Genomic DNA, 14,570 nt, shown 5'->3' with positions numbered 1-14,570 from the left:
GTTTCTCAATCACGACTGTAGCAACAGAGGTTGGTGTTCGAGCCAGGGTACTTGTTTGCCCAGCATTTCGATTGCGATCGCGACCACCATTACCCATTGCACCACCACCTTTGGCAAGCCGATTTGTTGCGCTAACCAGCTGGCCAGGTCTTCTAGAATCAAGCTGGATACCATCGCCTAAGATGCCCAAGCCCAAAATACCGACCAGGAAGTATATCACCCAGCTCTTGCCAGGAGCATTAGCTTTTTCTAAAAAACGACTACCTTTCATATGCTTCAACTAGATACTATCCCTGAATAGTTAAAAACCACATAGTTCAAGAAAATGTACGCGACCAGATTTTTCGCCTGCAACAATAATCATGTCAGGTGAGATTGCACAGGTTGTTATCTCACTGTCACCGGTGAAAGTTGCGATCTCACCATAGCTACCTTTTTCGTTTTCAGAATCCTCATCTTCAGGTTGATTAAGGAGTTCTTCAAGGTTCCAGACCTTTAAGCTATAGTCTTCTGAGGTTGAAACGACATAGCGATTGCAAGGTGATATAACTATTGATGTAATAGGCTGAGTATGTGCTGGGGTAGAATACTCCGGGAAATCTTTTCTTAATTTCCATGCTTCTAGGTCATTATTTTTATTTGTCGAGATTAAATATTTGAGATCATGAGTTACTGCAACAGCAGTTATATAACTATCTCCATCTTTAAAAGTATGCAATAATTCCCCAGTGCTCAGATCCCAAAAATTTATATCTGCATCATTCACGGTAATTCGATAATTATCTGGTGATTCAAATGCAATGTTGTTAAATCTATCTGGTTGTTTTGCAGCAGTCGCTTCTTTTGCTTCAAATGTGTATAAGCATTCAAAACTCTTCAGATCCCAGACAATAGTTCTATTTTCAGAGCCTGAAATTAGCCAATCTCTTTCGAGATTTATAGCCAGGAATTTAACATCATCATTATGTCCTAATAAAGTTTTATAGAGTTCTCTTGAACTTATATCCCATATCTTTAAATTATCATCTTTTCCAGATGAAGCAGATATCAAATGTTGTCCATCAGGTGTGTAAATAATGGAATTAATAAAACTACTATGGTTACCTAATGAAATCGGTTGAGTAGCTTTTGACAAATAATCCTGAATATAAAATATATCTTTCCCTATTTCAGTCTGTAGGCTATTTTCTGCTTCATAATTTTCTATTTTAGAATCAGATATAAAAACTATTTGTTGATTTTTAATCATAAAATGGCTGATTTGATTGTCAAATTTACATACTCTGAAACAAGAACCATTTTTGATTTGCCAAACCCTCAGAGTTTTGTCGTAAGAGGTAGAAATTGCATATTCTCCATTAGAAGTCACTTTAATACTGACAACTGTGTCTGTATGTTTCTCCTCAGGTAAAAGATCTTGCTTACTCAGTAAGTCCCAAATTTTAATTCTTTCGCCGGGTGATGCAGAAACAAAGCGTTGACCATTGGGCGCAATAGTGACTGCATTTATTGTTTGCTCATGATCTTTTAAGGTTACTGATCTTTTCTTGTTTTCCAAGTTCCATACGCAAATAATTTCATCAACTGATTTATCTGAAATAGGTTCGCTAGATGCAGTAATTATTTGCTTGCCATCAGGAGTAATGGTTAGAGCATTGATAGGTCTTGAGTGGCCTTCAATAAAATCTAATTTTTCAGATTCCCATTCCCAAATCCTAACTAAGTTATCGTCATCTATAGTGGTAAAAATAATAGAGTTTTCTATAGGATTTATGAGTATATCTTTGACTAAATATCCAGATCGAACCTTGGGTTTGGGCTCCATCTTAGGATTATGAAATATTTCGCTCAAATTCCAGACCTTTATAGTTTCATCATCAGAAATAGAAATTAAATTTTCTGAGTTAGAAGACAATAAAAGTAAATTAATACGTTCGCTATGAGCCGGAATTGAACAGACTATATCTTTGCTCTTAACCTGAATAATCTTTACAGAATTATCTACTGCAAGGAAAACATACTCATTGTTATGTGTTATGGCTATGCTAGTGACAGCATCATCATATTCTTCAGAATGCAGGCATTTTCCACTTTGCAAACACCAAAACTTTATTCTCTTATCATCAGATGCTGAAATGATCATCTGATTATCTGGAGTAACTGCAACAGCATTGATTGCTTCTTTATGGGCATTTATTAGAGGAATATTTATTAGAGGAATAGAAGTATCATTTAAGAGATTCCTGATCTTCAATGAGCCATCATCAGATGCTGAAATGATTTTTTCGCTATCAAATGTAATAGTAAAATCATTAATCAATGTTTTATGCTCTTGATATGTATGACTTTTTTTCCCATTGCCCAAGTCCCAAATGATTAAACTCCCATCGCTATAAGAAGAAAGGAGTTTACTGGAATGTACATCAATTTTTATATCTAATAGAGTTCTCTTTCTCTCTCGTATATTATAAATTAAAGAGGTGACTGGAGGTTCCAAGCTACTAGAAAGAGGTTTCAGCCAGGCTTTTTGATTCTGCTTCTGAGACTCTATGAATTTGCTAGATATTTTTCTGATTTCAGCTTCTTTAAAGACGAAAAGTCTTCCTAGTAATTGACTAGCCAATTGATTCAGGTCTTTACTTAAAACTTTCTCGGATTTCCTTAATGCCGCTTGAATGAGGCAGAGATTTTTTTTCTTGTCTCTAGGGATAGAAGCAGCGGGTTTAAGCGCAGCTGAGTAATCTTCAAACAGTGATGATAAGCTGGAATCAATGATCTCATTCCTGATAAAATCCAAATCGGTTAGATTTTTATATGTATTACTTTCTCCTTCGAAGAGCATTCTAGCTTTCTTCTTGTCATCAAGGATATTTTCTCTTTCAGTAGGATCACATATATCAATCGCTTGGTTATGTCGAATAAAAGTAACTGTTTTTGAATATGTTTTGTTTCTACCAGTCGTTAATTTCCTGGTTATCGCATGCAATGTGAACGTTGGTGGTATGGAAATCACGAATATCTTGGATTCTTCTATTTTATGTAGGTCGCATACAAGGCTCTGAATGGGAGGGCTGCAAGCATTATTAACTATCTCTAATAATGTTTGTTCTAAGGCAGAAAGGTTTTTGATCTCATTTTCCGTCGCAAAATATTCAAAGGAAAAGTCATAAAAAATATTCTGTCCATCAGACTCTGCTATTCCGTAAATCAGATAAGCAGTCTGATTAGCAGTTCCAATGCCGCCGTTTGTCAAAGCAAGAATATCTTTAATGAATTCGTCTCTTTGCCAGCGTTTTACATCTTGATTGGGATGATTTATCTTGTGTGGTTCTCGCTTGAAATCAAGTTTCAAACCTTCCCGTTCTTTCAATAAATTCTGAAGCTCTTGCTTGTTCATAACCTTTGAGTCAAGCTATAAATGACAGACTAACCGGTATATTTGATTTTTTTGGGAATTCCGGTATCTCGAAGCTCTAGGACTTCAACTTTTACAGCTTGACCTATTTCTAAGCTGTTATATCTTTTGGGCTCTTTTACCGTGAGTTTAATGCCACCTTCTAGTTCGTAAGTGACTGCATTACCCTTCTTTTTAGCTTTAACTTCTGCTGTTACTTGTTGCCCTACCTCATAGTTTTGAGTTTGAGCGATCTCACGAAGTTCAGCCTGTCTAGCCGACTCAGGAGGAGCAGAGCTTAAAGTAGCACCAGCTGTTAGGTTCTCGTCAAATGTTCCGCCTTCCTTGTAGTACCGCATCAAGCGAGCCACCCAGCCAAGGGTGTACAGCATAGCCTTAGGTTTGAATTGATAGTCTTGCAAATAATCACTACAGTTCTTTTCAATACTGCGGTAGTAATCCAAGGTTCTACCACTATGACCAATACTTCTACCTTGATTAACCAGAGTCTTCAAATAGTCAAAAAAACGAGTGCCTGCATCTGGCTGCTTCTGGTTGATTGCATTACGCAAATAGGCAATGGCTTTTCCTAACTCATTTACATCAGTTTTTTGGTTGATGAGGTTCTGAGCGATCTTATGGGCAGTTGCCCAGTCAGCTTCAGTCATTGTTGAAGATGGCGCTTCAGTTGTGATTTCCATTGTTAGTGTTCAAAATTAGTACATACCAGACGGAGGTTCCCGATCGCTGGGATAACGTAGAACATCACCCAACTGTTTCAGTTGTGAGGTTTCAATAAGGTTCTTATGGGCTGCATGGATTGCTTGCTTTATAAACTCCTGCAGTACATCCCCTGTAAGAACAGAATTTTCAGGGCCTTGATAAGACATATAGCGATCCCGAAGCTGAGTACCTTCAACTTTTTCAAGGGCATCTACTGTCACCGTCATCGTGCCCATGCCAATAGGCTTCCCTCCACCTACTTTAAGGGCAATGGGTTGGTTGGAATCTTGCCCCAATGCCACTAACAATGTTCCTAATTCTGCTTTGGTCAGGTTCTTAAATGTCAGCTGAGTAGTGAATTGATAAGCTTTTCCAGCTTGCTGCGTAGCAATGCCTTTGTTTTGGCCTCTGTCGATAGCTCGCTTAGTGTGGTAGTAAAATTTGCGTCCAGCAACTCGACCTCGCAGAAAGTATGCTCTTCGCTGGTCCGGGCGAGGTCGATAGAGGGAGGGCATAAAACCCACCTTAAAATCACTGCCTGTGCATCTAGCATCGCTGAATTCAACCAACCCCTGCCAGTCTAATGCTCCGAAAACCCGACTGGCTGGACACAACTTTTTCTTATCTCGGCAAGGAAGTCGCTCTGTAGGAACCTTATTGCGATAACGGGAGGTGACAACCACCAGAGTACTATTGGTAATAGCCTCATACACTGCTCGAATACAGCCCTTAATGGAGCTTCCCTGAAGTGTTAGATGCCGATCCGATCCCTGCACCATCGGTTTAATTAGTGGTACCCGATTGCCAATGTCCTTGCCCATAACAATAACCCCAGTCGATATATGGACAGGGGTTTCTACATTGAGAGATAGGGAAAGTTTCCCATGGAGGCAATTATCCAGATATTTCTGATGTCCTGCCGGATGCTTTAAGGGTGGGCGTTTACTGGGAAAGGAAACAAATTCATAGGGCTTTGGTGGCAATGACTCATCTGAGAAGTTTCCACGACCTTTAGGTGGTGACGGTGGATTGGCAGAACGGGGGTTGGGACGAGGTGTATTAGTCATGATGAGCTTGCAATGGTGAGAGCAACGAAATGAACGGTGGCAGTACGGCGATCGCAAAAATAACGCTGCTTGATATGCTCAGGCTCGACCCCACGGCCAAAGTCGAAACCTTTAGGGTATTGCGTTTCTTTTGACTCATGGTGATGAGCAGATCGATCAACTGCTTCCCAGTCACCCGATATAGCAGTAAAGCCATCAGCCGTATCAGCCGTATCGCTCAGGAGCAAGACAGTGTAACCAGCTCTTTGAGACTTCCAGCGAAGTTCCATATTTGCATTGAATACCTGCCCCTCGGGACTAGGAAATTCCTCAGGTAATTCAGTTTTCATGCCACTTACGCGATGAGCCCATCTTAGAAAGTAGTAACTGGGGGATTGCTTAGCGTAATGCCCGATTAACTCTTTGAGAGCCTCTGCAGAATCAACCTGTCTATACCCTACAAAGCTCATGAAGCTACCTCCAAAGGTTGACTCCAGGCTTGAACAGCTCGACGAAATAAGTCCTTAACTTGCTCTGATCCTGTCCAAGTTTGTTGTACGCCAAAACCTAGTTCCATTGGTTCTGCAGCTACAGGAGTCTGTTCATCTCGATCATTTTCTGGAAACCCATAGGGATTTTCAGTTAAGAATTCGCTAACTCCTAATAGAGCTGTTCCTGGCCAAGACTTTTGTTGAGCAAATACCTTAATTTGGCCATCATTTTGCAATTGGCAACCGGGATATTGAACTACTGCATGTTTATATTCCACCGTGACAGTTCCTAGCCCCCGTGATTTTGCAAAGCCTAGTCCAAACCATCCTTCACTTAAATCACGTAATACCAAACCAATCAGCCCTAACTGAGCTAGGGTGAAATTCTTCAGGTGAATCGTGGTAGTAAATTCTCCAGCGGTGCAAACTTGGTAGTTAAAGGGGCCTACGGCAACGGAACCAAAAACGCGATCAATCGCTACTCCGTTACGTTCCTCTAACCTGATTTTGTCAGGATCAGTTGGATAGGCATCCTCAATGCGAATGCGGCTAGCAACTGCGGTATTGCCAAATAACTGAGAGGTAAAACATGACTGTTTATATAACTCTGCACCTGGATTAGGATGTCTATCCTCCGATTTTTTCTTCTTTTCTGCGTCCTTCCATTTTTCCAAATAAACATTGGGGTTATTTTGCTTATCATCCATGTTTAGTGGATCGCTTGCCCAAATCTGTGAATTAGTTCCTGTTTGCCTAGAACTTTCCCCTATAGTCCTGACAATTCGCTCAGCATGAGCACGAATCGCTCCTTTGAGAGAACTGCCAGGTAAATAGATAGATCTCTTACCACGATGTTCAATTTTAGGACCATGATAATAGGTTTCAACAAATTCCATATCTGGTTTTGTCGGGTCGGCTCCTTCTTTTCCAGACTTAATTAATATAGGACCATCAGGCTTGATGGATAAACTAATAGTGCAATGGTTGACCAATCGTTTATGCATGAATCTCCTCCGCTGTAGAAACCTTATTAACTTCTTGATTTAGCTTGTCAAACAAGGCCGTAGACCAACCGCTTTTAAGTGTCTCTATTTCCTGCGGAGTTTTTACGTAGGGCTGAAGTTTATTTTGAATCAGTTGTTGTAGATAGTTGATCATTTCCTTCGAGTCTTTTGGATCAATCCAAATCAGTTCATCCAAATTTAGTCTCACCACACCTAACCCTCGAGAACTGCCACCACCAAGGGTAATCTGCTCTGTTTCAAACTGATGCAGACCAATCATCAGCAAGCCTAATTCCCAATCTGTAGCATTCTCAACAACAGCTTTAAACTCGAATAGAGTGCCAGCAGGAACCACCTGAAAATCATAAAGCTTACCGTCTGAAGCAGTTTCGGTGTCTCGATCAATGGCCACGCCATCACGTTCTTGATATTGGCCAAACCATGTGTCACGCTGCACAGACAAATCCCGAATTCGCAGTTTTCCAGCTAACCAGGGTGCACCAAATAAGTGAGAGACTAAGTCTGTTCGCTCCAAAATATTTTGAGTCGTAATCTTATCATTCTCAGCCTCATCTTTTAGTGCGTTGACCGCTTTTACTCGACTAGCAATTGCAAGTTCCGAGGGATCTTCAGCAAGATTAGGAGCAATTCCTCGTAAAAAGGCTTCAAGGCGAGATCGCATCGCTCCCTTAAAGCTAGCCCCTGGAATCAGTGGCTTACCAAGAGCATCTTTAACTACAGGCAAATCTGAACCGATAGGTTCTGATGATCTACCAGCACTAATGCGTAGTGCTGTGACCGTAGTCAATATTCCGGTTAATTCCAACCGATTTTCGAATGTATCAAACATATTTACCTAACACCTTCCTTTCCTTCTACATGTTTATGAGTTCCGTAATATTTGAGTGATAGTTTCCCTCCCTCTAAAACCCTGCAACTAACTCTTAGTTCCTGTGAAATGCGGAAATGATCAATTGAAGTATTGGTGTAACGATCAAGTTGAATACCACCATCTTGTTTGAGTGCAGCAATACCGTCTTGTCTGATGTGTAATATTTGTGCAACCTTCGCTATGGTTTCTTGAAGAGCAATGCGCAAGCGATTATCTGTTTGATTTTTATAGTCTTCTCTAAAGGTGGATTCATAAACTATGTCTGGGAAGCGTAATAGTTCATCACCTCGTAGAATCTCTTTCTTACATTGATTCCATACGAGAGCACCCCACGTAGATAATGTCATATCTTTATCAAGAGTGAAAACCCACTCTTGAGGGACTTTATTGGTTTCTTCCCATGAGGCCCGAATATCGCCCATACTCATCATCGCTAAAGGAACTGCATAAGGTTTCACTTGTATAGGATCAATCCTGATCGGTAGTTTTGGAATTTTAATCAGCTCATTAGAGCCTTCAAAAACATAAAGTATTTCGTCGGCATAGAACATGCCAATTACATTAAAAAATCCCTGAAGTGCTTTGAAACCACCGACTAGATTAAAACAGATATCGTATTTCTCTTTTTGATATCCTTCAACTATGTCTTGAAGATTGAATAACAACTCAGCAATACCTTCAGAGAAAATACGTTCGTTAGCAATTGATAGTTTGTTTGCTGTTAGGATGAAAACATTGCCAATTCCCTTACTTTTTAGATGTTCCTCTAAGAGCTTTGCAGTGGTTCGCCCTTGAGCAGTATCGGTCGCAATAAGTACATGAGCATCGTTACGTCCTTGACTCAAATTATTTCTATAAAAACTATAGATACCATTAAGCTCAGCTGACAAATCTCGAATTTTACCCAGACTTTCCTCATCTAATGATTGTTTTGCCCGCTCTTCTAAATCTTTGAGTATAGGCATTACTTCTGAATGATGCGTCTGCATATCTTCTTCTGAAGCATTAACTGTTGCTAGTAATTCAGATGTCCATGAATCTGGATCAAAACCAACCTCAATTTGGTTGGTTAGCAAGCTAATTCCGACAGTAGAGACAACAAGTTTAGACATGGATTTTCAGAGAGGTTTTATAAGTTGGTTAGTTTTGACCCTTACGCTTATAAGTCAGGTGACGAACGCCATAGCCGAGATAACGACGAATCAGCTCGATGGCAATGACCTTTTTGTCTGTTTCATCAGACAAAGATATGTCTTGGTAGATTGAACTGGCTTTGTCCGTCAGTTTTGTATTGATGTCTTGAATAATTTTCTCTCCAAGAGACTCTTTGCCACGTCCCCACTTTTTATCCCGTCCCATTTGATAGCGTAGAAAGTTCTTGATTACCTCTTTGCTATCCGTTGTGTCAGCAACCCGAACTAAATTTCGGAACTGTGATTCTTCCAAATCACCATACTTAGCTCCATCCAACGCTTCTTCAATGGCAATCACCAAATCATCTTCTTCTTTGCGAATTGCTTCCTGGATTTTGAATTGTTTCTGCTGGTCTGATAACTCTGTCATACTGATTCCTCCCGAAAAACTAAATGAAACTCATCGCATATTCGTACTTGGCCAAAACCTTCGCTGGTGCGTTCTCCCACACCCTTCATTTCTAAATCTGATAACGCTTGCCACCAGGCATCAGGATTAGTGGTGCTGTAGAGATAGACCGAGCCTTTATTGGTGATCAGTTCAATATCTTTCATTAACCCCCAAGCTGCGTTCCATCCACCTCGATAGTCATAGCTGCTGAAGGTGTCATGGAGTTCTAAAGAGTCATCCGTAACTCCTGTAAATTCCTTCAACATGGATTTTGAAAGTACCGTAGTGCGCTGCCAGTGTTCAGCCAAAATGGCAGCGGCCTGCAAATCTACTGTAAAAAAGGTACGATTCTCAATTCCGTTTTTTCCAGGTGTTCCAAAAACTTGCCAATCACGCCATCGATTCTTTAAGGCCTGGTTAAATTTATTAATCCGACTTTGGGTATTCAGATTAGCAGGGATGGGAGTATGGGCGGTTATCTCGACTGAGCCTAACCCACGAGATGTGGAACCACCAACCCGAAAATGGGTTGCACGAGCATGAACATACTCTTGCAATGCTGTCGCTAGGGTATCATCCGGTACTAAAATTGAGGATTTGTAAAGGACAGGCCGTTTTTTGACTGACTTAGATTCATTCAAAACTTCAACACTGTAGAGAATTTCATCTTCAGCCGTAGCTCGGCGACGATTGATACCGACCCGTGTGAGTAAACGCTTACTGCTAGAAGGTGTGTAGTAGCGATTGTTAAATCGACAGTAAAAACCAGAGAAACTATCCACACGCTCTCCCTTCAGTGTGCAAGGATCATAGGGATAGCCATAGCTTTTGGCGCAGAATCGATCAATTACAGTATCAAATGCACCATCATCATCACGTCTTTTTTTGAAACCTGGATTGGTTTTAGAACTCAAAGCAGTTGCCGGGAGACAATAAACCTCAAGCTCTCTAGGCTGGTTCTTAGTAGGAAGAGTGGCAGGGTAAGCATTTTGAAAAATAGCAGGTTCGTCATTCAGAAATAAAGCCTGAAAATCGCCACCTTGAGTTGATAGATCCGTAGAACCTAGTCCCGATTCTCGAAGCATTTTGCCTGCGATCGCACCTCGAATAACCGTTCCCGGAATATAGTCTTCTACCTCACTAATGGAACCACCCGGTTTGCGACGACCAATGGCCAGAGGAGAAAGTGCTTTAATGTATAAATCTATCCGGTTCATGCCGTTTCCTCCTGTGCTAGAAAGCTCCATACCTCTGGACTAACTTGTCCAATTGGTGGTAGTTCCCAATGCAACCATCCCAATCCAGCTGATTTGCTACCACCCAGAGCCTGAATATGCTGGAATCCAGCCCAAATTAGTGCTTTAGCGTAATCTACAAGGTTCGGTGTGTAACTGGGCAAGATGTATAGCTTTCCTGTAAAGCGCAGTTGGGCATTAGCAGGTGATGTCTCTAGAAAAAAGAGTTTCTGGTCTTCGGCAGTGCGACGACGGCGATTAATGCTCACTCCTGGGCGCAAAACTTCAGGCAGGTTCTCTGGATTTTCCTCACACACAAGGTCATCTAAGATGATGCGCGATGGCAAAATTGGATCGCCAAATATCTGGCTAACTAAGCAATGGTAGGTATCGGGATAGTTAGGAACTTTATATTGATCCTGCTTGAATTGAGCAAGATAGCCATTTTCGGCAGCTTCAACTTCTTCCCGACGTAAACGCATCATGCCAGCAGCAGGAGCCTGACAAATTTGCCACCCTAACCCCCTAGCAATTTTTTCGCACTCATGGCGTAAACGTCCTTTAACTTGGGAAGCAGGAATTATCAAGTTATTCTCAGCATTACGCAGAATGGGTTTATCGGCCAAAGATCCCGATGAGCCACCCGCTCCTACACACAATGCAGAATCCACAATGGCGGTAATTGAAAAAGTTTCGGTTGTATTAGTTAAAGAGCCTAGCTGTATCATGACTCTACCTCCACCGAGGAGATAACCTGACCAGTAGATGAATCTGTTCCGTCAGACTCATCAATAAACTCATAAAGTTCGACTAAATCTCGCCAAATGGTTTCATAACCTGTTGTTCCATCGTCTTTTGCGTACGACATCCAGGGAGCTAGATTGCCTCCATTAGTCTTAGCGGAACACCAAGGGTCTTCAAATTTCTGTTTGAGAATTTGTTGATTGTTTTCAGGCTTAAGACGAACACGAAAGTAACGGTAGTTGAGAATAGCCGTTTGCTTACCTCGTTCAAGTAAGCTGCGAATTTGATAAAGTTGTGATTTCGGAAAATTAGCTTGTTTGGGTTTTAATGCCTTAACAGTATCAATTAATCCACCAATCTCATGCAGAGTGTAGGGCGCAGCATATTGCTTCAAGGTTTGGGTACGATTTTGGACTATGATTTCCTTAATCAATCCCTCCTCACGGAAATTTTCAATTTTGTCACTCAGCATTGTCACAGCCTTGAGAGTAAGAAAATCAATGGTGCCTCCCAAATACCCGTCTTCTCTGAGATCTTTTGCCCGTTGTTTAGCAGATTTCAGCAGTTGCGAGACCAAATTCTCAGCATAGTAAATCGGGGTGTTTTCTGCAGTAATTAGCGTTCCGATTGACATACTCAATTTGCATTGATCCCGACCCGTAGGTATTGATGTTTTTGAGTTCTGCGGTGCTTTATAGCGATGAACTGTGCTTGGGTCATAGATTTCGTCACTGCGATAAATATATTCACCTTCATTTGATTGAAGGTCAGCTAGGTAATCTTCAAATACGTCGCCAATCGTCTTAGCAATGCTGAGCGCCTGATCCGCTGGCACAATTAAAAGAACATCATCACCACCAATCGTAACGATCTCAAATGGATGAATCCACTCACCGTTACGATCAATATTATCTGGATCACTTAAGCCATTAATTTGACGAGGATTTAAATGCTGACCCAGTGCTTGATAAACAGATTTTTTAACTGCGTTGAATACATCACTGCTAAAACGCTTATGTTCTTCCGGTTGATGCACTTCTCGTTGAATATATCCGCCCATATTATTGCCATCAGCGTAAATGTAGGCAATAAATCCCTGAGGTTTACTGATATTTCCAAGTTCTCGTAATGTTCTTGCTTCACTACGACCTGTATGAGTTTTGTAATAGCGATTTCTGAGACTTAGATTCTCTTCAAGATCAAGAAAATCTTCAAAATCAGCAACCCAACTATTAATACGACAGCTAGTAGGCTGCCATTCTAGTTGAAGGCTTCTAAACCAGGAGGGAAGATTCTTTTGATAAAATTCCCGTTTAGCAATTTGTCCAGTAATTCGTTTGCGAACTAATGCTTCAGATAACCATGGACGATCACCCAGTTCAGTTACTTGAGTAATAGCTGATTGCCGGTCGCTTTTATCTCGTCGCATATATGGATGGGTTTCAAACATAGGCGGATAACAACAGGTAGGACGATAATGCTCTGTACTGTTAAATCCGCTTCGACGTTGATTGTATTGCGTGGTTAACTGGGTGATTAGTTCAGTAAAGTTCTTGCGATTCCAAAACTTTTCTTCAGGGCTTGCCATACTGCCCTGACAAAAATAAGATTGGACAATCCGACTATTTTGATTACCCAGGTATTGATCAAGCCAAAATGTTTCTTCAATTGGGTCTTTAAGTAAACCCAGTTTTATCTCTAGCAAGCGAAACGTTGCTCCAACTGCACAAGAATTAGCTGTTAGAGTTTCATGGGTATATCTTTTCTCGATGGCGTTGGCTAAATCGTTCACATGAGCAATTGGACAAAACGCTAGAATATTTCCACCAGTAGAGTAAATAATCAGTTCTGGAATTAAAGCATCGCGTAACCCAGGGAAATTTCCTGACCTATCTAACCACTGCTCAACACTGACAGACCTATTTTCAGATTCTATTGGACCGAAAAACGCAGGGAGATCAAATAGATTAATACGATCTAGTAAGGCTGAGGCTCCACGAATATCAGGCAATTTCGCAGCTTCAAACACATATTGCTTAATTTTGGTTGCTCCACCATAAACGAGCCCAATTTTTGAGTTCCATAACTCAGACTGTTCCTGAGTCAGGTTTTTTAGTTCATCTAGTGTCTTTGGGGTAGAGATCTGAGCTAATTGACGAACTTGTTCAACATATGATCGTACTTCGTCTGGTAATTGCTCATTACCAAGCATAGCCCGCCGCATTTGTTGTAAAACTTCGATATCTACCTGGGGCTGTTTACTCTCCCCCCAGGCGAGACACCAGGTAAGCCCAATTTCAATCATGTTCTTTTCTTGGCCAGAAGTAGGGAATCTCTTTACTCCATTAGTCATGATTTCTTGTCATAGATGAATTTTTGTAGTCTTTCTAATTTAGGAATAAGCTCGTTTGCACACATAAAGAGTCAAAATCTATCTCAAGAGAGATGCCATGCTCTCTATCAACGCCCCTGGCATTTTAGCCGTTTCTCCCTGCACCCATGGTCCACAGCGTAGCTCTAAAAACGGCTCATGCTGTAAGATTTCAACTGTAGGCTCCAAAGTACTGTGAATCACTGCAATCGGCTGTAAATTCCCCTGATTTCCACAAAACTCATGCCAGGGCTCAATCTCTTCAGGCTTTGAGCTAATAATCAAATAATGAGTACAAGCATCCAGAATCGATTGCTTTTCCGGTTGCACCATTCCCCCTGCGTCAACAATCACCAATGATTTTTGTTGCCGCAGATTACGAATCGCCTGCCCCTGATAAGGAAAAAATCGCTCTGTTAAAGTTCCTTTGTTAGCCAACTTAAATGCCTCTCGCTCGGATGCGTTTTCCGGCAGCTCTAATGTCCAATTACCCTCACCATCCCATTGAGCGCGTTGCAAATACACATCCGGATAATCTTTAACCAAAGTTACAAACAACTGGTGAGACAAAACACTCTTGCCACTGTCCGGCGGCCCCACCACCAATAGAGCAGGCCCCAGCTTATCAGGTTGAATAGACGGTACTCCCAAATTTAAATCCTCAAGCGGGAGCACCTGCCCAACACTGACAAGTTTAGAATGAGTTGTCGTCACAACCGCCCCCAAGCGTGGGTCAAAACAAGCAACCCACACCGTCGGATGACATTCATGCACCAGATACGCATAGAGCCAGACCGGAGCCCGCCCAGAGAGCACCACACCCTTGCGTGGATCTAGACCCGCCGGTAAACGCAATGTTGCTAACTCTTGCGGTTCAATAATGCGATCGCGACTTACCAACTCAATAGTTACCAACTGATACGCCAATCCCTGAGTCGTTTGATGATGGCTCAGCGTCAGTTGAATCGAAGCATCGGCCACAGATCATTCTCCAAAGCCAAACATTAGATATAGAAACACAACACTTTAATGTCATTGAGATGTAGCAGATGCACTGTGGATTCTTTTCACCACTAATCCCGTTAT

13 protein-coding genes are annotated in these 14,570 nt (G+C 41.4%); all 13 read right to left on the bottom strand.

Annotation, left to right across the window (positions count from 1 at the left end; all coding sequences use genetic code 11):
- Window positions 1-9: 9 nt before the first annotated feature.
- Complete coding sequence (locus tag QGP82_RS04210; RefSeq protein WP_499057241.1) at window positions 10-174, bottom strand: hypothetical protein; 165 nt, start codon at window positions 172-174, stop codon at window positions 10-12.
- A 127-nt stretch (window positions 175-301) separates the two neighbouring features.
- The gene (locus QGP82_RS04205; RefSeq protein ID WP_499057240.1) at window positions 302-3,397 is read right to left on the bottom strand and encodes a WD40 repeat domain-containing protein; all 3,096 of its coding nucleotides are present in this window, start codon (window positions 3,395-3,397) and stop codon (window positions 302-304) included.
- 29 nt (window positions 3,398-3,426) lie between these two features.
- Complete coding sequence (locus QGP82_RS04200) at window positions 3,427-4,095, bottom strand: hypothetical protein (protein WP_499057238.1); 669 nt, start codon at window positions 4,093-4,095, stop codon at window positions 3,427-3,429.
- Window positions 4,096-4,110: 15 nt separating this feature from the next.
- Window positions 4,111-5,184 carry an RAMP superfamily CRISPR-associated protein gene (locus QGP82_RS04195; protein WP_499057236.1) on the bottom strand — a complete coding sequence of 358 codons (1,074 nt, stop codon included), beginning with the start codon at window positions 5,182-5,184 and terminating at the stop codon, window positions 4,111-4,113.
- On the bottom strand, window positions 5,181-5,513 hold the full coding sequence (locus QGP82_RS04190) for a hypothetical protein (protein ID WP_499057234.1): 333 nt from the start codon (window positions 5,511-5,513) through the stop codon (window positions 5,181-5,183). Before QGP82_RS04190 ends, QGP82_RS04195 begins: the two co-directional genes overlap by 4 nt.
- Before the next feature lie 116 nt (window positions 5,514-5,629).
- Window positions 5,630-6,658, bottom strand: coding sequence for an RAMP superfamily CRISPR-associated protein (locus tag QGP82_RS04185; RefSeq protein ID WP_499057232.1), 1,029 nt, complete (start codon window positions 6,656-6,658; stop codon window positions 5,630-5,632).
- On the bottom strand, window positions 6,651-7,508 hold the full coding sequence (csx7, locus tag QGP82_RS04180) for a type III CRISPR-associated RAMP protein Csx7 (protein ID WP_499057231.1): 858 nt from the start codon (window positions 7,506-7,508) through the stop codon (window positions 6,651-6,653). Before csx7 ends, QGP82_RS04185 begins: the two co-directional genes overlap by 8 nt.
- 2 nt (window positions 7,509-7,510) lie before the next feature.
- Window positions 7,511-8,662, bottom strand: coding sequence for a putative CRISPR-associated protein (locus QGP82_RS04175; RefSeq protein WP_499057229.1), 1,152 nt, complete (start codon window positions 8,660-8,662; stop codon window positions 7,511-7,513).
- 28 nt (window positions 8,663-8,690) lie between these two features.
- Entirely contained in the window at window positions 8,691-9,113 is a 423-nt protein-coding gene (locus tag QGP82_RS04170; protein WP_499057228.1) for a hypothetical protein, read from the bottom strand.
- Window positions 9,110-10,351, bottom strand: coding sequence for a type III-D CRISPR-associated RAMP protein Csx10 (gene csx10 / locus QGP82_RS04165; protein ID WP_499057226.1), 1,242 nt, complete (start codon window positions 10,349-10,351; stop codon window positions 9,110-9,112). Before csx10 ends, QGP82_RS04170 begins: the two co-directional genes overlap by 4 nt.
- Window positions 10,348-11,097: an RAMP superfamily CRISPR-associated protein gene (locus tag QGP82_RS04160; RefSeq protein WP_499057225.1), complete on the bottom strand. Its 750-nt coding sequence runs from the start codon at window positions 11,095-11,097 to the stop codon at window positions 10,348-10,350. The genes csx10 and QGP82_RS04160 overlap by 4 nt, the downstream gene beginning before the upstream one ends.
- The gene (cas10, locus tag QGP82_RS04155; protein WP_499057224.1) at window positions 11,094-13,466 is read right to left on the bottom strand and encodes a type III-B CRISPR-associated protein Cas10/Cmr2; all 2,373 of its coding nucleotides are present in this window, start codon (window positions 13,464-13,466) and stop codon (window positions 11,094-11,096) included. Before cas10 ends, QGP82_RS04160 begins: the two co-directional genes overlap by 4 nt.
- Before the next feature lie 78 nt (window positions 13,467-13,544).
- A complete protein-coding gene (crn3, locus tag QGP82_RS04150) occupies window positions 13,545-14,465 on the bottom strand; it encodes a CRISPR-associated ring nuclease Crn3/Csx3 (RefSeq protein WP_499057222.1) in 921 nt (306 codons plus the stop codon).
- Between the last annotated feature and the right edge of the window lie 105 nt (window positions 14,466-14,570).

Origin of the sequence: Leptothoe sp. LEGE 181152, assembly GCF_032906605.1 — a bacterium.
GTDB classification, from domain to species: Bacteria; Cyanobacteriota; Cyanobacteriia; order Phormidesmidales; family Phormidesmidaceae; genus Leptothoe; species Leptothoe turfae.
Note: the sequence above shows the minus strand (reverse complement) of the source record. Positions and strands in the feature narration are given on the sequence as shown.

Excerpts from the sequence above, each read along its gene's own strand:
- QGP82_RS04175 (WP_499057229.1), bottom strand. The coding sequence starts at position 8,662 with ATGTCTAAACTTGTTGTCTCTACTGTCGGAATTAGCTTGCTAACCAAC.
- csx7 (WP_499057231.1), bottom strand. The coding sequence starts at position 7,508 with ATGTTTGATACATTCGAAAATCGGTTGGAATTAACCGGAATATTGACT.
- QGP82_RS04195 (WP_499057236.1), bottom strand. The coding sequence starts at position 5,184 with ATGACTAATACACCTCGTCCCAACCCCCGTTCTGCCAATCCACCGTCA.
- QGP82_RS04210 (WP_499057241.1), bottom strand. The coding sequence starts at position 174 with ATGGTATCCAGCTTGATTCTAGAAGACCTGGCCAGCTGGTTAGCGCAA.
- QGP82_RS04200 (WP_499057238.1), bottom strand. The coding sequence starts at position 4,095 with ATGGAAATCACAACTGAAGCGCCATCTTCAACAATGACTGAAGCTGAC.
- cas10 (WP_499057224.1), bottom strand. The coding sequence starts at position 13,466 with ATGACTAATGGAGTAAAGAGATTCCCTACTTCTGGCCAAGAAAAGAAC.
- QGP82_RS04190 (WP_499057234.1), bottom strand. The coding sequence starts at position 5,513 with ATGAAAACTGAATTACCTGAGGAATTTCCTAGTCCCGAGGGGCAGGTA.
- csx10 (WP_499057226.1), bottom strand. The coding sequence starts at position 10,351 with ATGAACCGGATAGATTTATACATTAAAGCACTTTCTCCTCTGGCCATT.
- QGP82_RS04185 (WP_499057232.1), bottom strand. The coding sequence starts at position 6,658 with ATGCATAAACGATTGGTCAACCATTGCACTATTAGTTTATCCATCAAG.
- QGP82_RS04160 (WP_499057225.1), bottom strand. The coding sequence starts at position 11,097 with ATGATACAGCTAGGCTCTTTAACTAATACAACCGAAACTTTTTCAATT.
- QGP82_RS04170 (WP_499057228.1), bottom strand. The coding sequence starts at position 9,113 with ATGACAGAGTTATCAGACCAGCAGAAACAATTCAAAATCCAGGAAGCA.
- QGP82_RS04205 (WP_499057240.1), bottom strand. The coding sequence starts at position 3,397 with ATGAACAAGCAAGAGCTTCAGAATTTATTGAAAGAACGGGAAGGTTTG.